The sequence below is a fragment of the Pseudomonas fluorescens genome, assembly GCF_002837185.1.
Classification (GTDB): Bacteria; Pseudomonadota; Gammaproteobacteria; order Pseudomonadales; family Pseudomonadaceae; genus Aquipseudomonas; species Aquipseudomonas fluorescens_AM.
The window spans coordinates 23,677-49,625 of record NZ_KZ477985.1 but is presented as its reverse complement, the minus strand read 5'-3'; the positions used below and the strand labels follow the sequence as shown (position 1 = coordinate 49,625).

Below are 25,949 nucleotides of genomic sequence, written 5' to 3'. Positions count from 1 at the left end.
GCTTGAGGAAACATCGCGGACCGAAACGTAGCGAGAAAGCGGGCGATAACGCGGCGTTTACTCTTGAGTAAATGATGTAATGTTGTCCACTTTCGCCGCACTCAAGTCTGGCGATGTTATCCACAACTCCAAAGGAAGGGCCCCTGTCGTGACTGCCATAAAACTGATCGTTGGCCTGGGAAATCCAGGCGCCGAATACGAACAGACCCGGCATAACGCGGGGGCCCTTTTTGTTGAGCGTATCGCCCACGCCCAAGGCCTCAATCTTGTGGCCGATCGCAAATATTTTGGCCTGACCGGGCGCTTCTCGCACCAGGGTCAGGATGTTCGTCTGCTGATTCCCACCACCTACATGAACCGCAGCGGCCAGGCTGTCGCGGCGCTTGCGGGATTTTTCCGGATCAAACCCGAAGAGATCCTGGTGGCCCATGACGAACTGGACCTGCCACCCGGCGTTGCCAAACTCAAGTTGGGCGGCGGGCATGGCGGGCACAATGGTCTGCGCGACATCATCGCGCAGTTGGGTAATCAGAATAATTTCTACCGTCTGCGGCTCGGCATTGGCCACCCAGGCGTTGCCAGTATGGTTTCAAATTTCGTCCTGGGTCGTGCGCCACGCGCCGAACAGGAAAAACTCGATGCCAGCATCGATTTTGCCCTCGGCGTGCTGCCGGATATCTTCGCCGGTGAATGGAACCGTGCGATGAAAAACCTGCACAGCCAGAAGGCCTGACTTTTACCGAGGGGAAACACCATGGGATTCAATTGCGGCATCGTCGGCCTGCCCAACGTCGGCAAATCCACCCTGTTCAACGCCCTGACCAAGTCCGGTATTGCAGCGGAGAACTTCCCCTTCTGCACCATCGAGCCTAACAGCGGCATCGTGGCCATGCCTGACCCGCGCCTGGCGGCGTTGGCGGCCATCGTGAACCCCAAGCGCATCCTGCCGACTACCATGGAATTCGTCGACATCGCCGGCCTGGTCGCCGGTGCCTCGAAAGGTGAAGGCCTGGGCAACAAGTTCCTCGCCAACATCCGTGAGACCGATGCCATCGCCCACGTGGTCCGCTGCTTTGAAGACGAGAACGTGATTCACGTCTCCAACAGCGTCGACCCCAAGCGCGACATCGAGATCATCGACCTGGAACTGATCTTCGCCGACCTCGACAGCTGCGAGAAGCAACTGCAGAAAGTCGCGCGTAACGCCAAGGGCGGCGACAAGGATGCAGTGGTCCAGAAAGGCCTGCTGGAGCAGTTGATCGCTCACTTCACCGAAGGCAAGCCTGCGCGCAGCTTGATGAAGAACATGAGCACCGACGAAAAAGCGGTGATCAAGGGCTTCCACCTGCTGACCACCAAACCGGTGATGTACATCGCCAACGTTGCTGAAGACGGCTTCGAAAACAATCCGCTGCTCGACGTGGTCAAGGCCATCGCCGACGAAGAAGGCGCGATCGTTGTACCGGTGTGCAACAAGATCGAAGCGGAAATCGCCGAGCTGGACGATGGCGAAGAAAAAGACATGTTCCTCGAGGCCCTGGGCCTGGAAGAGCCTGGCCTGAACCGCGTGATCCGCGCCGGTTACGAAATGCTGCACCTGCAGACCTACTTCACTGCCGGTGTAGAAGAAGTGCGCGCCTGGACCGTGAAGGTCGGCGCTACCGCGCCACAGGCTGCTGGCGTGATCCACACCGATTTCGAGAAAGGCTTTATCCGTGCTGAGGTGATCGCTTACAACGACTTCATTCAGTACAAGGGTGAAGCGGGGGCCAAGGAAGCGGGTAAGTGGCGTTTGGAAGGTAAGGAGTATATCGTCAAGGATGGTGATGTGATGCACTTCAGGTTCAACGTGTAAGTATCAACTGCCGTACGCGCCGCAACTAAAAAGCCGATGTATTGCATCGGCTTTTTTGTGGGCGACAGATCACCCGGTCAAAAACATTTTTACTAAATTACCGATTTTTTCAGAATAACCCTACACACTTTATTCTTTTCTTGTTACAGCACATCAAATCCAAGTTAAACACAAACTTATCCTACGCAACACCGGCATCTGACTTCATCAATGACAAGTGACAACGCTTATAAATTTCGATTTACTAGGCTGAGCCTACACATCAATAGTGAAGCAGTAGCGATTATGGAGTAATCACTCAATGTCGGCCCCCGACCATATGGATAATGACGCAGATAGTTCACTGCTTGAAGGCCCTGATATTGAAAATATGTTGAGCAGTATTGCCCCGCTCAACATTGACATTCTGTTGCTGGGAGAAACCGGCACCGGCAAGGATACCCTGGCACGGCGAATTCATCGTTTATCAGGCCGACGGGGTAGCTTCATTCCTGTGAACTGTGCGGCCATTCCAGAGACGCTCGCGGAAAGCCAATTGTTCGGCGTCAATAGCGGTGCGTACACCGGCGCCGTGCAGTCCAGGGCGGGCTTTATCGAAGCTGCACACTTGGGCACCCTGTATCTGGATGAAATCGACAGCATGCCGCTGTCTTTACAAGCCAAGCTACTTCGGACACTGGAGTCACGTGGCGTAGAGCGCCTGGGCTCAACTCGATTCATCCCGGTAGACATGCGAGTCATCGCATCGGCCCAGCGATCGTTGTATGAAATGGTCGAGCGAGGGACTTTCCGGCGCGACCTGTATTTTCGTTTGAGTGTCGTCAACATCCAGCTCCCGTCGTTGCGAGAGTGCCGAGATCGAATAATCCCGCTTTTTTTGACCATGATCCGACAACAAGCAGAATCTTTTAAATGCCCCTCCCCCCAACCTCCAAACTCCTTGTTTCAACAGTTGTTATGCCATACCTGGCCCGGCAACGTTCGCGAACTGAGCTCCACCGCTAAACGCTTTGTATTGGGGCTTCCTCCGCTGTCGGTAAAGGGAAAGGACCATGAGGCATCTGAAGCAGGCCTCAAAGAACGCTTACAACGTATCGAGAAATCACTGATTGAAGAATCACTGCGTCGGCACAATGGCAATGTGGATCTGGCAGCGGTTGAGTTAAGGGTTGCCAAACGCACACTTTACTACCGAATGAAACAACTTAGGATTGGCTGAACGGATGTTGAAAACGCTCGCGCATCAGACACCTTCTGGGAACGTTAGGTTTTTTGTAAATGATGGGAACCACTTAACTACCGGCTGCCACACAGTTAGTGCCAGACATCATGTTGTAAATCGATGCAAAAAACATGGGGACTGTGCAACGCGATATTTTTCAACTAGCGAAGTGGAGAAGATCTATGAATCCAATTAACGGCAATTCCCCCTATTCATCCTACTACGGTGCCGGCGACACCGCCGGAAACCCCGCCCTTAACGCAGAGAGCGAGCGGACGAAGAAGATACAGGCTGACGGATTGAGGTTGAGCAACGACGCCCAGCAAGATACCAACGTTAAAGAGGCTGCTGGTAAAAGGCGTTAATGCAAGTACCTCCTCGGCTCACCAGCCGAGGAGGCGCTTCTCGTATTGAGCGGGTACTTCAAGCCAGCGTAAAACCCCATCACTCACTTATCGAGGTTACCCATGCTTGTGGAAAACAATAGCTCAATCGCGCCTACCGGCCTTATACGCGCCGTTCAAGCGTCTGATCGTTCACCATCAAGTACTGATGCGGACTTTTTTACTTCCCAACTTGAACGTTCTATTTCGACAGGGCCTGTAGCAGCACCACTCGAGACGATGAATGTGCTGACAAATGCAGCAGCGGCGCTCGAAACAACAAAAAACAAAATAACACGAGACCTCAGTAGACTTAGCAAAAATACCGACAGGGACGCGTTACGTAAGTACCCGGATGATCTTTCTAACGCATTGCTCATGTCACATTTGCTAGTAAAAACCCTCGGCAAAGCAACCCAGTGCGTCGACAAAATATGCAACCTGCAGTAGCAAACAGACGCTTCCCGCGGTTAACCCTGGTGGCGCTCACCTTTCTTTTTATGTTGAGTGGTTGCGGTGACCGTGTCGAATTGCATCGACAACTCTCCGAACAAGAGGCCAATGAAGTTATTGCAGAACTGGCAGACAAACATATTCGAGCTCAAAAAATTCCTGCCAAGGATGGGGTAACGGTAAGTGTCGATACAAGCGACCTAGGCCGAGCTGTTCGCACTTTGGAGGCCGTAGGCCTGCCCAGACTCGCTCGCGCCACACTAGGCGATACGTTTCGGAAGGAGGGCGTAATTTCTACACCGCTGGAAGAGCGCGCCCGCTACATCTACGCCTTATCCCAGGAACTTGAAGCCACCCTCTCGAACATCGATGGTGTGATCGTTGCCCGGGTGCATGTGGTGCTTCCCGAGCGCATTGCGCCTGGAGAACCGGTGCAGCCTGCATCCGCCTCCGTGTTCATCAAACACGATCCTCGCCTTGATCCCGATAATATCCGAGCCCGTGTTCGCAAAATGGTCGCAAGCAGTATTCCGGGAATGACGACAGCAGTGGACAACCCGCAAAAACTTACCGTCATATTCGTGCCCGCTACGGCTTACCAGGGACAAAGGCGACTGGTCTACTTCGGACCGTTCCTGATCCCGGCAGATGACCGCAGTTTTTGGTCGACCAGCCTCATCATTTTGCTGGGTGGTTTGATTTTGACGGTGGCCGGAACATTGTTCCTGTTAAACCGGCGGCAGCGGTCGAAGCAGGTAATACCTGCGCCTGACGTAACTGAAGGTTCTGCGCGTGGTCATTAACCATTCTCTATCAAGGAGTGAACATCTGGCTTGGGCTCAATGGTGGGCATTTCCTTGGAGAACCGCCCACGAAAGCTGGCGGTTTTTTTACCCTGAGATTGCTTTGATTCATTGCTGTGAGGCCTTGATGAAGAACGAACTTGCAGGTGCCGCCCCCTGCTTGCCTCCCCAACCTCAGTTTGCCGTGCTTCGACTGGCAATTGCCTCAACGGAACAACTCAACTTGGCGCTCCAATTGGTTCACCTGACCGTCATTCCCCAATCCGCACCTTCCTTGAGCGAAAGCCATGACCAATGGTGCAGGAGCCTCTCCAAAGCCCTCTCACCTGACATGCTTCTGCCCGAAGATGACCCTTTGCAATTACTGTGCAATTGGGTAGCGCCCACCGTCTGGCAGCGGCTTAGATTACGCTTTCCTTTTGAGCGAGTGCTCGCAGTGGAAAAAAGATCTCCCGTATTCGAAAACGCGTGCAGCCGATTGATCACACTCTGGCAAGCCGTGGTTTGGCGAGTCACATCAACGTCTGACCATGACACACGTCCTGATACGCACGCACCAGGCGACCGATAATGCTCCAACTGCGCAAAATCGAGTTACACCAGAACGCTGCCTGCGTTCCAACCCCCTTGGTTCCCCGAGAAGCGCTCGCAGATGTCGAAATTGCCAATCAGCACTTGGTGCAAGCACAAGCGAAGGCTGACGAGCTTATAAGAAAAGCGAGTGAACAATGTGAGGCCATGCAGGAAAAAGCTTCAGTGGAAATCTGGCAACGCGCCGATAAGCAACTCAAATGCTGGGAACAAGAGCGTGAGGAAATACTCGCAAGTCTTGAACACCGCGCGACCTTGGTCATTAACCAAGCCATCAGGTGCATTTGTGACGAAACTGTCGAGCCACAGCGCCTAAGCGCTCTTATAAAGCAGCTGCTGGCCAGTCAAATACCGCAGGTCAACGCGACGCTGCTCTGCTGCCCAAACGAATTCGAGTGCGTAAAGCGGAACCTCGTTTCTCACGGGGCGACACTCTGGAGGCTACAACCAGACGCCACTGTGCCCCCTCAGACCCTGACATTAAGGACAGATGAGGGAGATTTCCTTATCAACTGGCACTCGATGCTCGACCTGTTTCTCAAGCAGAGCCGATAAAACTAAAAGCGCGCCGCCTCATTGGTTTACCACGTATCAAATAGTTTCTTGTGTATGGAACTGACTGGCTACGACAAACCACAATACAAAAAACAATGAGGAATCATCATGCGATCTTTCAGCGACTTATCGCTTCGACTTGCGAGAAACAGCAGCACCGCTAACCACAAAGTCGAGCAGGCAGGTCAAGACCCTGCAACAGCTGAAGATATTGATGCGTTCTATGCCCTAATAATAAAACAAGACTTTTCCAACTTTGCCTATCTGGAGCAAGGACGGGTTGTACACGAAATGATCAAAACAACGATCGAGAGCTTTCAGTGATTTGAAAGACCTCATTATTCATTGGCTGAAGAGCGGCGAAGAACAAATCACCCTGATTGAAGGCCAAGATGAAATTGTCGTCAGCCTTCAAGGTAGTGGAGTGTTGGTATGCGCCAAACTTACTTCAACTTCACCTCACAACACCGAACTGCAATGCTGGGTGCGGCTCGGCGCTGCGAGTCTGACCCACTTTCAGGGCGCACTGGCGCGAGCATCCAGCAGTGGCGATCTCTGGATTACCCAGAGTCTGCAGGGTGCACCTCAAGCGGATCGCGTGCTCGGTAGCGTCGAATCGCTGCTCAATCAACGTGATACCTGGCGCGCCGTCTACGCACGCCTGAATAAGCAAGCCCATCAGCTCAAACCGACCTCGCTCCGTTCGTTGCGGCACTAATCAGGAAAGTCCTATGCACGAGATCTACAAGCACAGACGCTTGCACATTGACCCGCCCGAAACTTCATCCAGACGCGCAAACTGGCAATACCTGGCCCTGTTTTTGGCCTGCATACTGGCCCCGGTGCACAATCCCCTTGCCGCCACTCCCCCCGAATGGAAAAACACCGCCTACGCCTATGAAGCCGAACATAAACCGTTGCGCGAAGTGCTCGAAGACTTCGCCCAGACCTTTGGCACGCGGCTTCAGATCGAGGGTCTGCTGGAAGGCGACGTCAATGGCAAGATCCGTGCGAATACACCGCAGTCGCTGCTGGACAGGCTTGGCGTCGAACACCGCTTCCAGTGGTACATGTACAACAACACCCTGTTCATCAGCACGATGGACCAACAGGAATCCGCCCGCCTGGAGGTCTCGTCCGAAACCGTTTCCGACCTCAAGCAGGCGCTGACGGATATCGGACTGCTCGACAGTCGTTTCGGCTGGGGTGAGTTACCGGAAGACGGTATCGTTCTGGTTTCCGGTCCCAAAAGCTACATCGAGCAGATCAAGCAATTCAGCAGCCAGCGTCGCTCTGCGGATGAAAAACAGAGTGTGCTGACGTTCCCGCTGAAATTCGCCAATGCCGCAGACCGCCAGATAGAGTACCGCAGCGAAAAAATCATCATTCCAGGCGTCGCGACCATGCTGCGTGGGCTGTTGGATCCGCGCTCTACCTCAACGCTTTCCGGCCTGGCCCAACGTTCCGCGTCCCAGTCCCAGCCCGCACCTGTGACACCGAGTTTCCCGCGTCTGAGTAACCCGCTGCTGGGGCAAATGCTCACCCCACCTACGCCACCGGATTCCGGCATGTCGATTACACCTCGGGCGCCATTGAGCAGCAGCCGGATCCGCGTTGAGGCTGACGTACGCAACAACGCCGTTCTGATTTATGACTTGCCGGAGCGACAAGCGATGTATCACGAGTTGATCAGCCAACTCGATGTCGCGCGCAAGCTGGTGGAAATCGACGCGATCATTCTCGATATCGAGCGTACACAGTTGAATGAGTTCGGTATCAAATGGGGCTTTCAGAACAGCCGCTTCCGAGGCGGCGTCAACATGGCCCCCGGTACCGCATCGCAATTATCGATCGGAAGCCGTGACCGCTTCTACGCCGATATTCGGGCGCTGGAATCCCGCGGGCTGGCCACCATGGTGTCCAACCCTTCGGTGCTGACCCTGGAAAACCAGCCGGCAATCATCGACTTCAACCGCACTCAATACCTGACTGCCGGCACCGAAAACGCGACGATCCTGCCCATCACCGTGGGCACCAGCTTTCAAGTGGTTCCCCGAGTGATCACCAGTCGAGGCAGCCATCAGATCCACCTGGCGATAGACATCGAAGACGGTAACTTTGACGAGTCCAACCCCGAACGTATCGGCCCGGATGTACGCCGAGGCAAGGTCAGCACCCAGGCGGTGATGGCAGAGAAGCGCTCGCTGGTGGTGGGTGGGTTCCACGTCACTGAAAGCACCGACAAACAAAACAAAATCCCTGTGCTGGGAAACATACCGTTGCTGGGCAAGGCGCTGTTCTCTTCGACCGAACGACAGAACAACCGGCGTGAGCGGCTGTTCATTCTGACCCCGCGTGTAATCGGCGATCAGTCTGATCCTTCGCGCTATTTGCCCCAGGACGATCAAGTCGAGTTGCAGGCCGCGCTAAAACCCTTGGCCCGACGCTACGCTCCCCACCAGCCGGTGATTAACCGCAGCGACATCACCAGCACCCTGGCGCACCTGGTCAGTGGCGAAGTGCCCAAAGCGTTCAAGGCCGAGCCGATGCCCCTGGGACTGAATACTCTGTGCAGTACCCGCGACTTGCTGGCATTGAATACGGAACGCAGCCAGTGGTACGCAGGGCCGCAATACAACGTGGCGGTGGTGGTGCTGCGCAATCAGTTCAAGCGCAATGTTCGCATCGACGAAAAGGAATGCAGCAATTCGCAGACGCTGGCGGTCACCGTCTGGCCGCGCGCCTGGCTCAAGCCTGGCGAAGAAGCTGAAGTGTTCATCGCCATGCGCCCGGTCATCAAAGATGAACATCTGAGCGAGCCACGCCCTTCCCTGCTCACCCCAACCCGGACGACCTCACCATGAACCACAAACTGTTGTACGTCACAGTGCTGGGCATCGTATTGCTTGCCACTGGTTGCACGCCGACTTGCAAAGGCGATTCCTGCTCACGCCCGCAATCGACCAAGGACAAGATGGTGGTCTGGTGGCCACCCCAGATGCGCGTCGAACCCGGGCCCGCCGGCGAACGCTCGGACTATCAAACGATCTCTCTGGAACGATGAGCGTGAAGGGGTTGGCAGACGGTCACCTGAAGCGCCAGATACTCCTCGACGACCTGGTGAGCGGCCGCACCGCTCACCAGCAACTGTGCGCGGGAATCACATGGCGTTCGTGCGATGCCGGCGCGCGCAAGGGGGTGGCGTTACACATCGAGAACATGGCCCTGCAATCGGGCCAGTTGGAACGCGTATTGGAGCGTCGTTTTGAACAGGCGCTGGCGTTTGACGGCTGTTACATCTATCTGGACAAACAGGGCGCACTGGTTATCTGGCACGCCCTGCCCGCCCAGCCCCAGGTGCTGGACACAATCCTCAGCCGAATGCTGTCTCTGGCCAACTTGCACGCTCTGGACCTCTCGGTTACACGCTGATCAGCGCTGCTCGAGCTCCGGCAAAGTGAGGGTCTCACGTTTGGCTTCATCATCCAGCTCACGCAAGGTACGGTAGATCAACGCCACGGCCTGCAGCGTCTCGCGAGGAATCGGCGCCCCGAGTCTTTTCTCGTAAAGTGTGCGGGCCAGCCAGACGCATTGGATGACCGGCACGTCAGCGGCCTTGGCACGGTCGATGAGTCTACGCGCCTGCGCATCCGTGCCCTTGTCCACCAACTGCGGCAACGGCGTCTTGCCGCGACGGTAATACAGGGCGACGGCAAAGTGGGTCGGGTTGACGACCAACATGTCCGACTCTTCCAGCTTGGGCAACTTGACCTTGGGTTCTTCCTGGGCCAATTGATAGGCCAGCGAGCGGCGTTGGCCTTTGACATGGGGGTCGCCCTCCATATCTTTGTATTCCTTGGTGACCTCGACCTGGGTCATGCGCATGCGCTTGGCAAAGAAGTACTTTTGCATTGTCAGGTCGGTCAGTGCCAACACCAGCAGTAATCCGAGACAGGCGTGCAGCAGATGGCGGAACAGCGCAATCAGCGCCAGCAGGTAACTTTGCAGATCGCTGTTCGCCAGATTAATCAGAGCATCCAGAGAAGGCCAGACCACCAGATACACAATCAGTCCCAGGAGAAACGCTTTGGCCACGCTCATCAACAGGTTCATCACCGACTGCGCGGAGAACATCTGCTTGAGTTGGCTCATGGGGTTGATCCGATTGAAATCGAGCTTGAGCGCGTCCGGGGCGAACAGGAACCCGATTTGCATCCAACTGCTGATCAGTTTAGTGGCAATCGCAACCCCGACCATCAACAGCGCGAAGGATAAAAAAACCACCAGCCCGTCGAACAACACCTCCTCCAGCGCTCGCACAAAAGGCTGATTGATGCGTGAAATCGGCAACACCATCATTTGCTCAAACCGTTGCAAGCTGATTTGCGCGGTATACAGTGCGATTTCGCTGATGGCGGTCAGCACCAGCAACTTGCTCACATCCTGGCTTTGGGAAACCTGGCCTTTCTTGCGCTGATCGCGCAGTTTTTTGGCCGAGGCGGGGTGTTTTTTCTCCCCCGAGTCACTCATGGCATCCCTACCTTGAACAGCAGTCCGAGGGAATGCTTGAGATCACCCAGCAAGTTCATGCGCCCGACAATCAAATCCTGCAGCAACGCAAAATACAGCAAAAGGATGCCAATCCCCGCCAGGCTCTTGAGCGGCGGAGCCAGCGTACTCACCTGCAATTGCTGACTGTAGACCCCCAGCAGCGCGATGCCGAACTCCAGCAACAGCAGCACGGCGATGAAGGGTGCGGCGTAGAGCAGCATATGCGTGAACGTATCCCCGAGCAGGGCGATAAACACGCTGAACCCATTAGGCGACGGCAGCGGGAACCACACCGTTGGCGGCCAGATCAGATAACTGTCCCAGATCACCTGGGTCAATGCACCCAGCCCCAGCGTAACCATCAACAGAAAAATCGCCAAATGCTTGAGCAGGTGCCCGACAGGCGTCGCGTCCGGCCCCAGGGATGGGTTGAGCTGGCCTCCGGCCAATGCGCCTCGCTGGTTATCCAGCAGCGCTCCCACCGACTCGAACATCCAGAACGGCATAGACAGCAATACGCCCAGCAACACCCCAAGGGCCAGCTCTTTGAGCGCCAGGCCTGCAAGCATGAGCCCCGAATAATCCAGGCCCTCCAACGCGGCATGGATGCCTGGCGCGGGGATCAACGCCATGACCATCACGATCGTATGCCGGGGCATGCCTCGAATATGTTGAAAACTGAATGCCGCTACCAGAAAAGCACAGGGATAAATACGCGCCATGGCGATGATCAGACTCGGCAGAAACTCAAGATACAGCAGCACAGACGCAACCTCACTGGAGGGCCGAGCGGCCAATCATGTCGAACGTCAGGTTGATCAGTTGAATCAACTCCACGCCAATCCAGCGCCCGGTCATGATCAACGTGACACCCACCGCTACCAGCTTGATACCAAACGGCAACGTCTGGTCCTGTACCTGCATCAGCGCCTGCACCAACGAGGTCAGCACCCCCACCACCACAGCCACGATCAGCGGCGGCGCCGTCAAGACCACCACCAGCAGCATGCCCTGCTTGAACAATACGATCGGTTCCATAGTCAGCTCAGAGATAGGAAAGGAACAAACTGTCGAGCAGCCGCGACCAGCCGGACACCATCACAAACAGCAGCAATTTGAGCGGCAGGGAAATGGTCATGGGTGAAACCATCTGCATACCCAGCGCCAATAAGAGGTTGGAGACAATCAGATCGATCACGATAAAGGGGATGTAGATCAGAAAACCGATTTCGAAGCCCGCCTGCAGTTGCGACAAGACATAGGCAGGAATCAGCAGGATCAGGTCTTCACGCCGGACCTCCTGGGCCATTTGCGCGGGCCAAAGGCGTTGCGTGTTTTCCAACAGGTGGGTGAGTACGTCGGGGTCGAGATTGCGCAGCATGAATGCACGCAACGGCTTGATGGCCTCTGCGCCTGTCTGCAGCACCGTCTGCACATTGCTCGTGTCCAGTGGAGAAATCTTCAGACTTTCGGCGATCTGGTAGCCCACCGGCGCCATGATAAATAGCGACGCGGCCAATGCGATGCCGTTGATCGCCATACTGGGTGGCACCTGCTGCACGCCGATGGCGTTGCGGGTGATCATCAGCACAATCACGATCTTCAGAAACGATGTGCAGATAATCAACAGCATCGGCATCAGCGTCAGCGTGGCGAGAAACAGCGCGAGAACGAGGGGGTCCAGCCCCTGAAGTATCATCGGCCGAAGAGCACGCGGGACAACTGCAACCCCAGACGGCCGTCGACCTCCACCAACTGGCCCTGCCCAATCGGGCGATCGCCGTAATACAGGCCCGCCAGGCCAGGCGCGTAACCGGTAATACCCAGCACGGAGCCAGGGCCCAGATTGCGCAACTCACCCAGCGTGAGATTCAGTGTGCCGCAGCGAACATTCAGCGCCATGCTCAACTCATCGAATGGCTCGTGGCCAAAGATATCCACCACGGGTTCATCCTGCGCATCCTCGGAGTACGGGTGCGCTGCAAAATTCTCGTCCACAGACGTGTCCTCGATAGAAGAAAGGGTCAGGCACATGGTCCCGTTTTCATCGTCAATAGTGCCCCGCAGCCGATGCCTGCCAACCTGGATATACCCGCTGCCCTGCGCCTGGAACAGGGTCAGTTCAGGGACCAACACATCACCGGCGCGCAGGCTGCGTACCTGTGCAATTGTCAGGCGCACGCGTCCCAGAGTTACGGCAATCGCCAGTTGGAGCCGCGCCGGCAGCGGTGCAGCGATAGAACGCCATGGGGCGGCTTCGCACAACGCGAGGAAGCTTTCAGCGCTCAGCCACACATAGCCCGTGGCCCGCGAAGCGCCCAGGGACACGCTGAGCCGACAGCCGAAGCCCTCGGGGCGACCGGCATCCAGCAACCGCACATAACCGAACAGGTCACGTATCTGCGGGCTCAGATAGTGCTGAAGTAATTCCCAGAACCAGGAATTCGGATCGTTGCCAGCCTGGGCCAATGTCACCGGGCATTCGCCCATCAAGCTCAATTGCGGCCCCGGCTCACTGAACGCTACTACCCCACAGGTGGTTTCGACGCACAACGTCTGAGCGCCAGCTGGCTCAGTGCCGGGCTCGAGGCGTAACTCGCCCCGTTGCTCAGCAACCTGGAACGGCATACGCAATCCGCGTCCCAATCGGCGCCGGGCCGCCACTGCATCAGCCCTCACCGTGCGCAAGACCAGAGGTGGCAACATCATGCCGGTGCCGAATTTGCCACGTACAGCTGCACCGGTAACGCCAGGCTTGCGGCGAGCCTGCGTTCACACTGCTGCCGTACGTCATGGAGCCAACTTGCAGTTGTCATCTGCTCCGCCTCCAGCTCGATATCCCATCCAGCCTTTTTTCGACGAATACTGGCGTTGATCCGCCCCAGACGGGGCAAGTACATGGCCACCGACAGCGGCAAGGTTGAAACGCTTTGCAGGCGAGGCAGCAATTGCTCCGTCAACGCCTGGACCATGGCGAGATCACCCGATATCTTTATTTCGGCCTGTGACGCGCTACGGTCCGACTCCCGATCGTCATCACCGAACAATTGGGTAAAGAGCTGCCGTTGTTCCCAAGGCACCAAGGCGTCTACCTCGTGAACCCGTTCCTCACGGGGGTCGCGTCGACGTTGGCGTTCAGGGGGGTTGGCTGAGATCGGGTTCATATCGGTTCCTGCGTGAGTAAATTGGCCAGTTCCTGCAGCTTTTCCACCTGGCGCAGGCACAGGGTGACGTGCTTCTGTGCGATACCCACTTCCACTTCACGCTGTTCGCGCTGCCCTTGCAGTTGTTGCAGTTGGCCTTCTTCACGCCGGGTGCCGGCGGACAAGGTTTGCTCTTTGCGGCCCCAGGACTTCAGCGCCTGAAAGCTCACAACCTGCCCCTGATGCTCACTCAACAGTTGTGCAGATTGCAGGGCCTCTTCTTCGCGGGTTTTCTCAAGCGTGTCTTGCGCTTGCTGAATGTGCGCAACCAGCGCTTGCTGTGATCGTTTGGCTTCGCGCAGCTCACGCTCGGCACGGTCTGCCCGGTACCGACGCAAACGGCGCAGCGTTTCGATTTCACCCGGCAGCATTTCAGAATGGGACATAGGCGGTCAGCTCCGTCAGTTGATCCATAGTCGTGGTGAGGGACGAAGGTTCGCGCAGGTCCTGGCGCAGGAAACTGTCTACTGCCTGACGGCTGTCCACCGCCATGTCGGTCAGGGCGTCATTGCCCGCCTGGTACTCGCCCAGCTTGAGCATCAGCTCGATCTGCTGGTAGGCCGACAACAGCCGCCGCAATGCGGTGCCGGCCTTGATATGCGCAGGCTCGGCGACGTTGGTGAGAATCCGCGACAGGCTGGCGAGTACGTCGACCGCTGGATAATGGCCACGCTCGGCCAGCTTGCGTGACAGCACGATATGACCATCCAGCAGCGAGCGAACTTCATCGGCCACCGGATCATTCATCGAGTCCTGCTCGATGAGCACTGTGTAGATGGCCGTGATTACCCCCTCACGCGTCAACCCGGCCCGCTCTACAAGGCGCGGCAACAGGCTGTACACCGAAGGCGGCAGACCTCCTCGCCCCAAAGGTTCGCCCGCGGCCAGGCCGATTTCGCGCTGGGCTCGCGCAAACCGCGTCAGGGAGTCGATCAGCAGCAGCACTCGCTGCCCCTTGCGTCGAAAACCCTCGGCCAATGCCGTCGCGGTAAAGGCTGCGCGGGCGCGCTCCATACTGGAACGGTCGGAGGTGGAGCACACCAGCACTGCCTTGGCACGCAATTGATCATCCAGTTCATGGTCAAGGAACTCGCGTAGTTCACGACCCCGTTCGCCGATCAAACCGAACACGATCACATCGCAATCCACGTTACGGGCGATTTCGGCCAACAACGTCGTCTTGCCACAACCTGCCCCTGCAAACAGCCCGACGCGCTGGCCTTCCCCCAGCGTCATCAGGCCATCAATCGAACGCACGCCCGTGGCCAACGCGCGGTTGATACGCGGCCGTTCCGTGGGCAACGGCGCCTCGCACAGCACCGGGGTTGCATCAGGCGTATCCGCCTCGGCAAACGCGCTGGGTCCGTCGCCGGCAATCGGCCGGCCGAAACCGTCCAGCACCTGGCCAAGCAGGTCATGACCCACTCGTACCCTGTGCGGCACACCAAGGCGCTCCACGCCGGCACCTACGCTCACGCCTTCCAGATTGCCCAAGGCGCTGAGCACCGCGTCCTGCTGATCGAAACCGATGATTTCGGCAAGCATGTAATCGCCAGGTTGTTTTTCAACCTGGCACAGATCGCCGATACGTGCATGGGGTAGCCGGCATTGCATCAGCATGCCGTTGACGCGCTGTATGCGACCGCGCATCGTGACGGGCGAAAAGCCATTCAACGCCGCCGATTGACTGCGTTGCCACGCCTCGAGGCGCTCTTGCAATGTGCCGGTCACCAGCGCACCTCATACCGTTGCGCACCGTCGAATACCACTTTGCTGTTGTCGATCAGCACCACGCGCAGCCCATTGACTTCATCGCCCACGAACAGTCGGGTGCCTTCCTCCAGAACCACGTGACCGTTCGGTCCGCCGATGATCTGTACGATCTTGAACGGCAGTACGCCGTCACGTACCCGCACGCGACTGATCACCGGCACAGCGGTATCGAACTCTTTGCCAAACCGATCCAGCATGCGTGCAACCACATCAACGTCCTCCTGCGAAACATCACCACTGAGGGAAATCTGGCCATTGATGACCTGCAAGCTGACCCGCAGGCCCAGCTCCCGCTCGTTGAGCATCTTCAACAATTGCTGGCGCACCTCGAACGGCGAGGCCAGCTCAGGCTTTTGAATCACCGCCGGCATCAGCGATGCCTGAGCATTGCGCTCTCCACTGAAAATAATGCCGACCGCCGCCATGAGCACGGCAAACGCAAGTGCCAGGCTGAGCAAACGCTTTTGCTGGGACGATGAAATGGACGACAGTTTCAACGCAAGCGGGGCCTGCCCCTCAGGCTCAGAAGACGGCGGTACAGCCACGGGCGCCTGCGGCCAGGGCTGATCAGCCGGGCTGACACACAGGCGAACGGAGCCAATCAAAAAGACCGTGTTCAGCGCAAGCTCGCCGATCTGCGCCAACACTTGCCCATCGCTGTCTTTAAGCAGTCCTGCCTCGGCCTGCACCGACCATCGATCGTCGGCCAAGCGCAAACGTGCGTGATGCTCGACGACCTCGGGATCATTCAACAGCAAATCAGCGTCCGGGTTGGCACCCAGGCTCCACTGCTCGCCAAATAACGGCAGCGCGGCGCCCTGATGCAAGCCGTCCAGCACTCGCAGCTCGAACATCATGGGGCCACCCTGGGCTGGCGTATGAATAAGAGGCTCATGCCACGGCCCCGCGAAGCAGTTCGTCCTGACCCAGGTCGAATCGGCCCAGGACTTTTACCTTGGAATTGCTCCCCAGCTCAGCGAACGACATCACCGGCACATGGTTGAACTCATCCAGCAACAGAGCGCGCAAGGGACTGCGCAGGTCCTGAGCCACCAGCAGCACACTCTTGGTTTTGGGTCGTAGCGCGAACGCCTGGTTGAGCAGGCCAACCAGGGCAGCACTGCTGTCGTTATCGAGGGCGAAAAACACGCCGCTCTGGGTCTGGCGCAAGGCTTCGCGCAGGATGTTCTCGGTTTGCGGCGACAGCAGCCACGCGTGCAGGCCGTCGGCTTCGCTGTACTGGTGAAAGATCTGAGACTTGAGCGCGATACGGGCGTAATCGGCCAGGGCATCCGGTTCGCGCTCATGCTGGCCGTACTCGATCAGCGATTCGACGATCAACCGAACGGCACGCAATGGCACGCCCTCGGCCGCCAGGCGCTGCAGGACTGACGAAAAACGTGAAAGCGGCATGATGCGTTGCAGTTCCTGCACCAGTTCCGGCTGGTTGTGTTCAAGCCAGCTGAGGATCGATTTGCTTTCCTGGATGCCAAGAAACCGCGGCCCGCTAAGCAGCATCGCCCGCTTCATGCGTTCGATGACCAGGCTTTGGGCACTGAAACGCTCAACCTGCGGATCGTCGAGCAACGGATCATCAGGGCTGAGCCACAGCCAGTCTGCTTCGTCCCGCTCAAGCAGCCCTCTTTCCCCTCTGTCCGGAGGTTGCGCCAGGGAAGCGTACTCGACCGCTACCCGGTCGCTGAGGGTCGCCGTCACGACAGGCACCTCGTGCACGCAGAAGCGCATCTCATCGACGGCCAGCGACTCACTGAATTCGGCTTCGAACGGCGGCAGCGTCAAACCGATATTGGCGACCAGTGCGTTTCGGGCCTGACGAATCTTTTGAACGATGTCGATGACCTCGGGGGTGCTGTACAGCTTTGGATTGAACTGCAGCAGATACGGCCGTGACGGGTCGAAGCCGCGCAGGTCTTCATTACCATTCTCTTCCGGGCGGACCGCCTTCTCGTCCGAAGGCTGTGGCGTCTCCTCGCGCTGGCGTTGACGCATGAGGTAATAACCCAGGGTACCGGTCATCATCGAAATCAGAATGAACACCACGGTGGGCATGCCGGGAAGCGTGGCAAAGGCCAGCATGCCCACCGACGCGATCATCCAGCTCTTGGGCTCGCTGGTCATTTGCCGCGCAATTTCGGCGCCTATATTGCTGACGCCCTTGCGCCCGTCCGGCGCCACTCGGGTGATGATCATGCCGGCCGTCAGGGAGATCAGCAGCGCGGGAATCTGCGCGATCAGGCCGTCACCGATGGTCAGTACCGAATACAGCGCCATCGACTCGCCTGCGCTCATGCCGTGCTGGAACATGCCGGTCGAGAAGCCTCCGAGCAGGTTGATGACCACGATGATCAAACCGGCAATGGCGTCGCCCTTGACGAACTTCATGGCCCCGTCCATGGCCCCGAACAACTGGCTTTCGCGCGATAGCTGCTCACGTTTGTCCCGCGCCTGTGCACCGTCGATCAGTCCGGCGCGCAGGTCACTGTCGATCGACATCTGCTTGCCCGGCATCGCATCCAGGCTGAAACGGGCGGCCACTTCAGCGACCCGCTCCGACCCCTTGGTGATCACCAGAAAGTTGACGATGGTCAGGATCATGAAGATCACCAGGCCCACCGCCAGATTGCCACCCACCACGAAATTACCGAACGCTTCCACAATGTCACCGGCGTCCTGCTCCAGCAGGATCAAGCGCGTGGTGGCGATCGATAACGCCAGGCGAAACATGGTGGTCAGCAGCAGGATCGATGGAAACGACGAGAACGCCAACGGCCCTGGCAGGTAGAGCGCCAGTACGATCAACAGGCAGGAAATACAGATATTCAACGCGATCAGGATGTCCACCAGCCAGGTGGGCAACGGCACAATGAAGATAAACACGATGGCCATGACCACCACCGCGCCGAGTACTTCGGCACGCCGTGCCACCTTGAGCAGCACGCCATTGATCGATGACAGCAGTGTCACCCGAACGTCCTCGTCTCGTCGGGGAATTTCAGGTGGCCGCGCTCTTCGCGGGCCCACTCAAGCATCACGTCCTTGAACGCTCTCACGGCGCTGGCCTGGGATTGAGCATCAAGCCACCAGGCCAAGGGCAAGGCCTTTATCTCCCTGGACAATTCGTTGAGCGAACGCAGTCGGGCGGCAAGCAGCGTGCCGCCAAACTCACTGGCCAGCCTTTGCACCTCAGCCGAATCGATGCCGGTACTGGCGTAACCCAGAAAACGCTGCAACAGACCCACCGCATCGTGTTCAACGTTGAGGCGCTGGATCAACGCCTCGCAGTTGCCCAGCACTGAGCGCAACTCGCGACACTCCCCCAACCCTTTGAGCAAGAGACGCAATTTTTCCGTGGGCACAGACTGTGTGTGGGCTGCGATATCACCGTTCAGCGCCTGAGTCATCAGGCCGACGCCCCTGGAAAACTCCGTCGGGCCGTACATTTTCAAGAGCGTTTGCAGCATCAACGCCAAGGATTGGCGCACGACCACAGAGGCGTAATAAAGCGCACGCACGTCCTGACGCTCCTGCGGGTCAGCGCTGGCTTCCTTCAACGCCAAGGCAATATTCAGACCTGCCTGGATCGGGCCGCCGAAATCACGCTTGAGCTCTCTCAGCGCGCTGCGTGCTGAGTCCTCCTCTACCCTCAACCCATTAGTTTTCGCTTCGCTGGCGATCAGCTGAAGCACCACGAAGGCGCGAGCGGGGTCACTGCCGGCGAGGTTTACCAATTTTTCGACAGTGGGCTTGCGCAGCAACTCAAACCGAAGCCGACGAACAACGGTTTCCAGCGTGGTTTGGCCAGGGTGGCCCAGTTGTTCATACAACTGCACGAACTCCGCCACAGGCGAAACTTTCGCGCCAATGGCTCGCCGGCCCAGGGCTTGCGCATTAAGTGCCACTTCTTCGGCGAAAATCTGCGCAATGTCATCCAAGGCCAGCGAACGGCTTGGCGCTTCGACAGTGCTGACACTGGGCTTTTCCGAGGGTTGGATCTGCTGCACATCGTTGAAGGATTCGACTTTCATGGGCGGGCCAGAATGGGAAGTTTGTGTCCCTATGTGGCAAGCCGCTGCGGTCCAGTTCCATCAAAACGTTTCAAGGTGATGGGCATGAAAATACTTGCACATCCACATCGAACCTTTTGCAGGTTACGGCACAAAAAGCATTAAACCAAGAATATATATTCATACAAATCAATAAGTTATGTGTTTTTCCCATTTGGCACAGCCAGTGCAAAAGGGGTTCCTATCGAAACCATTTCGATCGAGCCTTCCCGGAGGAAAAACAACATGAAAATACCTATTGGTGATCTCGCTCACCTCGTCGGCAGTTCGCCTCAGTTCATGGTTCAACTGACGGACGACCAGCAAAAGAAACTGCGACGCTTCATTCATAAACGCGTGCTCAACCCCGAAGATGCGGACGACCTGCTGCAACTGACCTACCTTGAAGCCTGGCGCAACAGAGAGCGTTTCAGCGGCCAGGCCACGCTCAGCACCTGGATGTGCGGGATAGCTCAGAATTTGATCCGCAACCACTTCAGGCGCATGTATGCCAAACCCGTGCATTGCGAGTTCGACGAATCGTTGTGGCATGGCCAGGAGGAACACAACAGCCTGGATTGGGAATTTGAAGTCAACCGACGCCTGGAGAAAACCCTGAACGCCATCGACCATCTGCCGGCGGAAATGCGCAAAACGCTATACGCTTCGCTCGAAACAGATGGCAGCTATCAGGACACCGCCGATGCGCTGGACATTCCCATCGGCACCGTACGGTCACGCTTGTCGCGGGCGCGCGAACAGCTTAAACGCGTGACTCACAACCCGTTGCAGCCGTAAGTCCCCGCTACAAAAAAGCGTTGGGCGAAAAGGATATCTGCCCAACTCGACCGCAGCTTTACGTACGCGGCGGCAAAAGATAGCAGCCTGAAGAGCCCCCGCTGTGATCCCACCACTCGTCGCCATTTGGCCTGTTTTTCGTTAAACGGTTGAAAGCGTAGAAAAAAACTTAACAAAAGCCCTTGACGCATTCCCGTTCTACGCGAATAATGCGCGCCACTTGGCTACATAGCTCAGTTGGTTAGAGCATAGCATTCATAATGCTGGGGTCCGGGGTTCAAGTCCCTGTGTAGCCACCAAGTACTAAAAACGGCTTACCGAAAGGTAGGCCGTTTTTTTATGCGCGCAGGAAAGTGTCGCCAAGGTGCTCACGCTCAAAAATACTACCCATCTGTATTTTGACGCCCCCGGGAGCCGCTGTTAGTGTCCAGCCTCCCCCACCACGGAGCGCTCCCGATGCAACTGGACATCTACCAAGTCGACGCCTTCAGCCAACACGCCTTTGGCGGCAATCCTGCGGCGGTATGCCCGCTCACCGAGTGGCTGACGGACGAGCAACTGCAACACATCGCCGCCGAAAACAATCTGTCGGAAACTGCGTTCTTCGTGCCCCGTGGCGACCTTTATGAACTGCGCTGGTTTACCCCGGAAGTCGAAGTGGACCTGTGTGGCCACGCCACGCTGGCAGCGGCGTGGGTGCTGATTCACAAGTTGCCGGACGCGCCGCGCGTGTTGCGCTTCGCCACGCGCAGCGGCGAGCTGCGGGTGACGCGCAACGGCGACGAACTGGCCATGGACTTCCCGGCCAGGCAACCGGAGCGCTGCGAGCCGCCAAGCGGAATGCTAAGTGCATTGGGGATCGAAAACGCCGAGGTGTTCGGCACCGATGACTATATCGTGCTGGTGGAAGATGAAGCACAAGTGGCCGCACTCACGCCGGATTTCGCAAGGCTCAAGGGCCTGCCTAAACGCGGGATTGCCGTCACCGCCAAGAGCACGCGCTTTGACTTTGTTTCGCGCTGGTTCGGCCCGAACGTGGGGGTCAATGAAGACCCGGTCACGGGCTCCGCGCATACGTCGCTGGCACCGTTCTGGGCCGAGCGCCTGGGCAAATCGCAATTGACCGCCGAGCAAGGCGGCACGCGCAAAGGTCAATTGCGCTGCGAGCTGCGCGGTGACCGGGTGATCATCTCCGGTAAGGCCGCGCTGTATATGCAGGGTGTGATTTATCTGTAAAACACAGCGGCTTGCCCTCAGGTAAGCCGCTTATTCATGTCGGTTGCCCAGTCATCCCTGCGGCTACCTTTCAGGCCATCGCATTGGGTGTTCTGATACGCTGGTCCGCCAAGTCAACGGTCAGGTCGTGGCGTGGCAGGGGGCTCAACGTATTGTTCAGGTTCATGCGCAACGGTTTGTCCGCATTCGCTCCGTATTCGAAGTCGACGTTGACATGCTTTTGCGTATGACTGAGCGAGGCGCTGCTGGAGAAGCTGATATTGCTCGGGAACGGCAACGACATGCCATGGGTCTGGGTCGCGGTATAGTTCATGCCCATGCTTTTCACACGCAGGTTGTTGGGATCTTTCAGCGCTCGCTTGATCAACGGCTCGGTGCTTTCGCCCGCCAGGTGACGATGCTCGATCATGCGCAGAACCTGCGGTTTGAGTTCCATGCCGAGCGTCACAGAGGTGCCTTCACCCTGCTGCAGTTGTTTGATGATATGGGCCAATTGCGGGTCATCCCTGAGCCATTGCACGATAGCTGCCTTGTTGCCCGGCGCGACATCGTCCAGCCAGCCATGCTGCTCATCATCGCGCACCCCAACACGTGTGACTGATGACTCGACCGAGGCCAACTGACGTAAGCCAGCTTTCATCAGGTCCTGTTGAATCAACACTTTACCCAGCGACTGACTGATAGCTTCATAGTCATCCAGCTTGGTCGCCAACGGTGGGTGAGTCGCCAGAAACTGCTGTAGCGTGATCAGTTGTTCATCGGCAGAACCTTGCGCGCTCGACGCGGCGATGGTGGCTAAATCCCGGCTCCATTGCGGTGAGTACCGCGACAGGCTGTCTCGAATATCGTCAACCTGAGACTGAGTGATGGGGGCCGGCGGCTTGAACGAAAAATTGAAGGCCTTCGATTGTGTGCGATCGAACTTCACCATGACCGACAGTTCCGGCAAAGCAAAAGCTATGGCTGCCGGCCCGTTGCTGGCATCACGGCCGGCGATCGCCAGCGCGTTGACAGGCGCGAAGTTGGCGCCTACTGCGCCGTGCCTCAATAATTGAGCGCTGCGTCCCTCGCCTCGGCTGGTGCCCGTCGTTGAATGCGTGGTACTTCGGCTCTTGTCCAAATGCATAAGATTCAGACTACCCACCCCTCCAATACCGGCGCGAAGCACTGAGTCCAATTCGGTAATATTCTCTTGCGGGCTATACATCAAACGCAGTTGCGCGAGCGCATCCAGATTGACATCACCACTGAGTTTCGAGCTTGTGCCCGTCGCGTGTTTTTCTCCCAATGCCAACAAGTCGTGGAAACCGCCAGACTGCCCCATCAGAATCGACATCATCTTGCCAAAGTCGGCCTCTTTTACATTAAAACCAAGGGTAGCCCCCTTGTTATGCGCAACGGCAGCCGTCAACTCGCCCGCGACCCTCAGGCCCGGCCCCAGCGCAGCGCCGCCTTTACCCAAGGTCACACCCGAGCCCACGGATCCAGCCAACCGATATGTGCCCTCGGTGCTGATCTCAACCCGCGCACCGGTGTCGGTACGACTGATGTTCACACCATGGGTATGAGACCTGGAACCGCCCAGAAAAAACTCCACTGGCGCCACCGGCTTTATGCCGGTCACCAGCGCTGCGACGCTCACCCCTTGGGTTCGGCTGGTGTTCAGGGCATGACCCGTGTCCATCTGCTGCACTTGCCGTGTCATCACATCCGTAATGGACGCATCGGCGGGCAATCCCAGCAGCCCCGAAAGATGCCAATGCAAGGCGGACCCTGGAGTGCCAAGATCCTTGGCCAGCAGTTTGAAGTTGTCATACAGGGATTCCGCCTGGTCGTAGCTGACAATCTGCTGGCTGGACAGCGTGTGCACAGGGCCCTCTTCAAAGCCTTTCATCACTGCCTCCAGCGACGCCTCGATTCTTTTCAAGGCGCTTGGGCTATGGCCGGACGTACTGCTCAGTTCTTCAACCATCCCAGCCAATTGCTTAAGCGTGCCGGCATGGTGAATCAGATCGCCTTCGACGAGCGCCGAAGGATGACTGGAATCTCGTTTGCGCTCCGGTTTCCACTCGGGCAACCTCAAGCCTTGCCCTTCGAAGTTGGCCAGCAGCGCTGCCGTGGTCTTCTGCGCTGAAGGTTCGACCCGCTTGAATGCTTCATACAACTGGTGCAGCGTCGACTCGGCGCTCACCACCGTTCGGCTGAGCTTGGGCTGTGCATCAACTGTCAGCCCATGCAGGTCGCCGATCAGGCGGGCGCACGACTGGCTGCTTTCTTCGACCTTGGCCAACGCCTGGCTGAGCTGCTCGGCCAGTGCCTGTCGCGGCCCGGGCTCGCTCATGGCCGCAAGGCGAGTACTCAGGTCAGCGCCAACCGGCTTGCTCCTGGAGAGCGACTCGAGCTGTTGGTGCAGGCGCTTGTCGTCAACGTATACGCTCTCCAATCCCCGGCGACCATTGATGTGATGCCCAATGGACTGGCCTTTCTCACCCAGCGCTTGCAAAGGATGGAAGTGCGATTTGATCCCCTGGAGAAAATTGCGCTTGATGGGCATCCCTTCGCGTGTTTGCCCAAGCACATTGCTGCTGGCCGTCAGCGCGCCCCCTGACACAGGCGTGCGCATCTGGCCGGCCGCTAACGTATCGGCCAATGAAGCCTCCTGCACCGCCGGTCGCACCGGCCCCCACGCCATTGCGCTTGGGGCCGCGTTATCCAGTCGATGGAACTGCTTGTCCCAACCGCCAATCAAGTGCCGGTCAGCCCCCATCCGCAGGGACTCCAAAGACTGGCCCTGCGGCAGTTCAACCTTGCTCCAGCGGGGCGCGGTATCCTCGCTGCCTTGCCAGGCGCGGCGATCGAGCTTGAACAATTCGCCCACCTGAGTGTGTGCATAAAGATTGGCTTCATGATCCAGCGCCAGTGTTTTGATTGCGAGCGCCGGTGAAAGCCGTAACGGACCGACCACTCCGTCCACACAGGCCTGGAGCTGATGGTCTTTATCGACGGTTACAAAGTTGCGGCCGTCGGCTACGGCAAAGCCAGTGACAGGACGCTGGATATCGCCCGCAAGTACCTCCTCAAGTGACACCTGGGGACGAGGCTTGGGCAGTGCGCTCAATTCATGACTGGCCCCCTCAAAGACCGGGTCACGCACCTTTGTTACATTCACCGCTTTGAGTTGCCCTGCTTGGAGCGCATAGGCGCGTCCATCCAGCCCTCGTTCCAGATGCGTCACGCTCTGTTGTGCGCTTGTGTCCCAACGTTGCGCCGACGCATCCCAGCTCAGCAATGTGCCGGAATCAAACGCAACCTTGCCCCGCAGCCCAAGATCGACGGCTGTCGTCAATGCCTGGAGGCTGGGCAACGGCAGGCCTTTCTCGATGCCCTTGACCAGCACGTCGCTGAGGTTCCACTCAGGGCGCAGTGCGCCAGCCCTATCCAACGGCACGCTGTGCAATTGCTGCCGGGCATCACGAACCTGGGCATTGAGTTGCCCGGCGTCATCATGGAAGAACCCCTCGACACGCACCGCGCCCTTCAGCGCCTGCTCCAGTGGTACCAGCGATTGCGCAACCATCGGCAGCGTGCCGTCCCGCGCCAGCCGCGTGTCCGCGCGCAGCAGTTCACCGTCAGCCGTGGCGCCATACAGCGTGCCGCCAGACAAGCCGACTCGCGTGAGTTGCACAGGCGCGCCGCGTTCATCGACCGGGCGTGCATCCGCCACGTCGGCACCTTGAATCTGCACGACCGATGCGCCCTGAGCCTGGCGCAACACCGCCGAGGTCCGCCCCTGCGCACTGCTGTCCAGCGCCTGCTGCGGGGTCTTCAACAGTTGCCCTTCACGGGTCAGCCCGATACGGCTGTAGGTGCGGTTGTCGGCGTCGGGCAACCAGGACAGGGCAAGGGGTTCGAAGCGATACAGGCGTCCCTGATCCAGACGAAATTGCTTGCCCTCGGCGGTCGTCTGTACACCGCTTACGCTTCCCAAGTGTCCCCGACCGGGGCCCGGCGATACGCGACCTTCACCGCCATCAGTCTCGGGCAGGCTGCTTCTGAATACCGCCGCAACAGCAGGCGTGGGCTGAATATGAAACAGGTAATCTCGCTCATCCTTGAAACGCAACGTGCCGGCGACCGAGGCGCCATCAGCGACATAATGCTTGTTCGGCGCATTGAGATGGCGGGCGATATCACGTCCCACCAGGGTTGTATCAGGTTCCAGCCGCCCACCTTTGAGGCGGATATCGAACAGCATTGAAGCGGGATTCAACGATTGGTAGGAGGGTAACGGCTGGGCAGGCTCTGTGGCCGGGCGGGAATGTGCATTATCGACATGAGCATGCTCGATGACGTCATGTTGTGCGTGGGGCAGACCATCTACTCTTCTGTGCATAGCAGGCTCCAGAAATAGATAAATACCAGTTACCGAGTGAGTATTTTCCTCGGTTTGGTTCCAGCATTA

26 protein-coding genes and 1 tRNA gene are annotated in these 25,949 nt (G+C 57.8%); 15 read left to right on the top strand and 12 right to left on the bottom strand.

The annotated features are described in order from the left end of the window. Nucleotides 1-148 precede the first annotated feature (148 nt). The 12 genes from pth (at nucleotide 149) to CIB54_RS00185 (ending at nucleotide 9,294) form a co-directional block, all read left to right on the top strand. Entirely contained in the window at nucleotides 149-733 is a 585-nt protein-coding gene (gene pth, locus CIB54_RS00245; protein ID WP_065950600.1) for an aminoacyl-tRNA hydrolase, read from the top strand. Nucleotides 734-754: 21 nt separating this feature from the next. Continuing rightward, on the top strand, nucleotides 755-1,855 hold the full coding sequence (gene ychF, locus CIB54_RS00240) for a redox-regulated ATPase YchF (RefSeq protein WP_057725888.1): 1,101 nt from the start codon (nucleotides 755-757) through the stop codon (nucleotides 1,853-1,855). A 301-nt stretch (nucleotides 1,856-2,156) separates the two neighbouring features. Next, entirely contained in the window at nucleotides 2,157-3,074 is a 918-nt protein-coding gene (locus CIB54_RS00235) for a sigma 54-interacting transcriptional regulator (RefSeq protein WP_101218172.1), read from the top strand. 185 nt (nucleotides 3,075-3,259) lie between these two features. Continuing rightward, entirely contained in the window at nucleotides 3,260-3,442 is a 183-nt protein-coding gene (locus CIB54_RS00230; protein ID WP_065950598.1) for a hypothetical protein, read from the top strand. A 102-nt stretch (nucleotides 3,443-3,544) separates the two neighbouring features. After that, entirely contained in the window at nucleotides 3,545-3,910 is a 366-nt protein-coding gene (locus CIB54_RS27545; RefSeq protein ID WP_232790508.1) for a type III secretion apparatus protein RspB, read from the top strand. After that, nucleotides 3,895-4,716 (top strand): type III secretion system inner membrane ring lipoprotein SctJ, encoded by an 822-nt coding sequence (gene sctJ / locus CIB54_RS00220; protein WP_065950597.1) that lies wholly within the window; start codon nucleotides 3,895-3,897, stop codon nucleotides 4,714-4,716. Before CIB54_RS27545 ends, sctJ begins: the two co-directional genes overlap by 16 nt. A gap of 570 nt (nucleotides 4,717-5,286) precedes the next feature. Next, the gene (gene sctL, locus CIB54_RS00210) at nucleotides 5,287-5,862 is read left to right on the top strand and encodes a type III secretion system stator protein SctL (RefSeq protein ID WP_101218171.1); all 576 of its coding nucleotides are present in this window, start codon (nucleotides 5,287-5,289) and stop codon (nucleotides 5,860-5,862) included. Nucleotides 5,863-5,970: 108 nt separating this feature from the next. Beyond that, nucleotides 5,971-6,186 carry a hypothetical protein gene (locus CIB54_RS00205; RefSeq protein WP_101218170.1) on the top strand — a complete coding sequence of 72 codons (216 nt, stop codon included), beginning with the start codon at nucleotides 5,971-5,973 and terminating at the stop codon, nucleotides 6,184-6,186. Nucleotide 6,187: 1 nt separating this feature from the next. After that, nucleotides 6,188-6,580 carry a type III secretion protein gene (locus CIB54_RS00200; protein WP_065950594.1) on the top strand — a complete coding sequence of 131 codons (393 nt, stop codon included), beginning with the start codon at nucleotides 6,188-6,190 and terminating at the stop codon, nucleotides 6,578-6,580. 13 nt (nucleotides 6,581-6,593) lie between these two features. Continuing rightward, the gene (sctC, locus tag CIB54_RS00195) at nucleotides 6,594-8,726 is read left to right on the top strand and encodes a type III secretion system outer membrane ring subunit SctC (protein WP_065950593.1); all 2,133 of its coding nucleotides are present in this window, start codon (nucleotides 6,594-6,596) and stop codon (nucleotides 8,724-8,726) included. After that, nucleotides 8,723-8,926, top strand: coding sequence for an HrpT family type III secretion system protein (gene hrpT / locus CIB54_RS00190; RefSeq protein ID WP_065950592.1), 204 nt, complete (start codon nucleotides 8,723-8,725; stop codon nucleotides 8,924-8,926). The genes sctC and hrpT overlap by 4 nt, the downstream gene beginning before the upstream one ends. After that, a complete protein-coding gene (locus CIB54_RS00185; RefSeq protein WP_065950591.1) occupies nucleotides 8,923-9,294 on the top strand; it encodes a transcriptional regulator in 372 nt (123 codons plus the stop codon). The genes hrpT and CIB54_RS00185 overlap by 4 nt, the downstream gene beginning before the upstream one ends. Here the strand turns inward: CIB54_RS00185 and sctU are convergent, their stop codons facing one another. From sctU to sctW, 11 genes are read right to left on the bottom strand one after another with little or no spacing between them, the layout of a single operon-like run. Continuing rightward, nucleotides 9,295-10,392, bottom strand: coding sequence for a type III secretion system export apparatus subunit SctU (gene sctU, locus CIB54_RS00180; RefSeq protein ID WP_101218169.1), 1,098 nt, complete (start codon nucleotides 10,390-10,392; stop codon nucleotides 9,295-9,297). Next, nucleotides 10,389-11,177: a type III secretion system export apparatus subunit SctT gene (gene sctT / locus CIB54_RS00175; protein WP_065950589.1), complete on the bottom strand. Its 789-nt coding sequence runs from the start codon at nucleotides 11,175-11,177 to the stop codon at nucleotides 10,389-10,391. Before sctT ends, sctU begins: the two co-directional genes overlap by 4 nt. 10 nt (nucleotides 11,178-11,187) lie before the next feature. Further along, a complete protein-coding gene (gene sctS / locus CIB54_RS00170; RefSeq protein ID WP_057725901.1) occupies nucleotides 11,188-11,451 on the bottom strand; it encodes a type III secretion system export apparatus subunit SctS in 264 nt (87 codons plus the stop codon). A gap of 7 nt (nucleotides 11,452-11,458) precedes the next feature. Then, nucleotides 11,459-12,112 carry a type III secretion system export apparatus subunit SctR gene (sctR, locus tag CIB54_RS00165; RefSeq protein ID WP_065950588.1) on the bottom strand — a complete coding sequence of 218 codons (654 nt, stop codon included), beginning with the start codon at nucleotides 12,110-12,112 and terminating at the stop codon, nucleotides 11,459-11,461. Beyond that, nucleotides 12,109-13,122 carry a FliM/FliN family flagellar motor switch protein gene (locus tag CIB54_RS00160; RefSeq protein ID WP_101218168.1) on the bottom strand — a complete coding sequence of 338 codons (1,014 nt, stop codon included), beginning with the start codon at nucleotides 13,120-13,122 and terminating at the stop codon, nucleotides 12,109-12,111. Before CIB54_RS00160 ends, sctR begins: the two co-directional genes overlap by 4 nt. Next, the gene (locus CIB54_RS00155; RefSeq protein ID WP_101218167.1) at nucleotides 13,119-13,577 is read right to left on the bottom strand and encodes a type III secretion system HrpP C-terminal domain-containing protein; all 459 of its coding nucleotides are present in this window, start codon (nucleotides 13,575-13,577) and stop codon (nucleotides 13,119-13,121) included. Before CIB54_RS00155 ends, CIB54_RS00160 begins: the two co-directional genes overlap by 4 nt. Next, nucleotides 13,574-14,002 (bottom strand): type III secretion system stalk subunit SctO, encoded by a 429-nt coding sequence (gene sctO / locus CIB54_RS00150; protein ID WP_065950585.1) that lies wholly within the window; start codon nucleotides 14,000-14,002, stop codon nucleotides 13,574-13,576. The genes CIB54_RS00155 and sctO overlap by 4 nt, the downstream gene beginning before the upstream one ends. Beyond that, nucleotides 13,989-15,347, bottom strand: coding sequence for a FliI/YscN family ATPase (locus CIB54_RS00145; protein ID WP_065950584.1), 1,359 nt, complete (start codon nucleotides 15,345-15,347; stop codon nucleotides 13,989-13,991). Before CIB54_RS00145 ends, sctO begins: the two co-directional genes overlap by 14 nt. Further along, nucleotides 15,344-16,243, bottom strand: a complete 900-nt coding sequence (locus CIB54_RS00140) for an FHA domain-containing protein (RefSeq protein WP_178084417.1) — start codon at nucleotides 16,241-16,243, stop codon at nucleotides 15,344-15,346. The genes CIB54_RS00145 and CIB54_RS00140 overlap by 4 nt, the downstream gene beginning before the upstream one ends. 37 nt (nucleotides 16,244-16,280) lie before the next feature. Next, the gene (sctV, locus tag CIB54_RS00135; RefSeq protein WP_101218165.1) at nucleotides 16,281-18,374 is read right to left on the bottom strand and encodes a type III secretion system export apparatus subunit SctV; all 2,094 of its coding nucleotides are present in this window, start codon (nucleotides 18,372-18,374) and stop codon (nucleotides 16,281-16,283) included. Then, nucleotides 18,371-19,435, bottom strand: coding sequence for a type III secretion system gatekeeper subunit SctW (gene sctW, locus CIB54_RS00130; protein WP_101218164.1), 1,065 nt, complete (start codon nucleotides 19,433-19,435; stop codon nucleotides 18,371-18,373). The genes sctV and sctW overlap by 4 nt, the downstream gene beginning before the upstream one ends. 264 nt (nucleotides 19,436-19,699) lie before the next feature. On the opposite strand from sctW, the gene CIB54_RS00125 reads away from it, so the two are divergent. The 3 genes from CIB54_RS00125 (at nucleotide 19,700) to CIB54_RS00115 (ending at nucleotide 21,487) form a co-directional block, all read left to right on the top strand. After that, a complete protein-coding gene (locus tag CIB54_RS00125; RefSeq protein ID WP_065950580.1) occupies nucleotides 19,700-20,251 on the top strand; it encodes an RNA polymerase sigma factor in 552 nt (183 codons plus the stop codon). 222 nt (nucleotides 20,252-20,473) lie between these two features. Further along, nucleotides 20,474-20,550 (top strand) — tRNA-Met (locus CIB54_RS00120). A 157-nt stretch (nucleotides 20,551-20,707) separates the two neighbouring features. Beyond that, nucleotides 20,708-21,487 (top strand): PhzF family phenazine biosynthesis protein, encoded by a 780-nt coding sequence (locus CIB54_RS00115; protein ID WP_101218163.1) that lies wholly within the window; start codon nucleotides 20,708-20,710, stop codon nucleotides 21,485-21,487. Between the two features lie 70 nt (nucleotides 21,488-21,557). Here the strand turns inward: CIB54_RS00115 and CIB54_RS00110 are convergent, their stop codons facing one another. Continuing rightward, nucleotides 21,558-25,742 (bottom strand): AvrE-family type 3 secretion system effector, encoded by a 4,185-nt coding sequence (locus CIB54_RS00110; protein ID WP_232790507.1) that lies wholly within the window; start codon nucleotides 25,740-25,742, stop codon nucleotides 21,558-21,560. Nucleotides 25,743-25,949 lie beyond the last annotated feature (207 nt).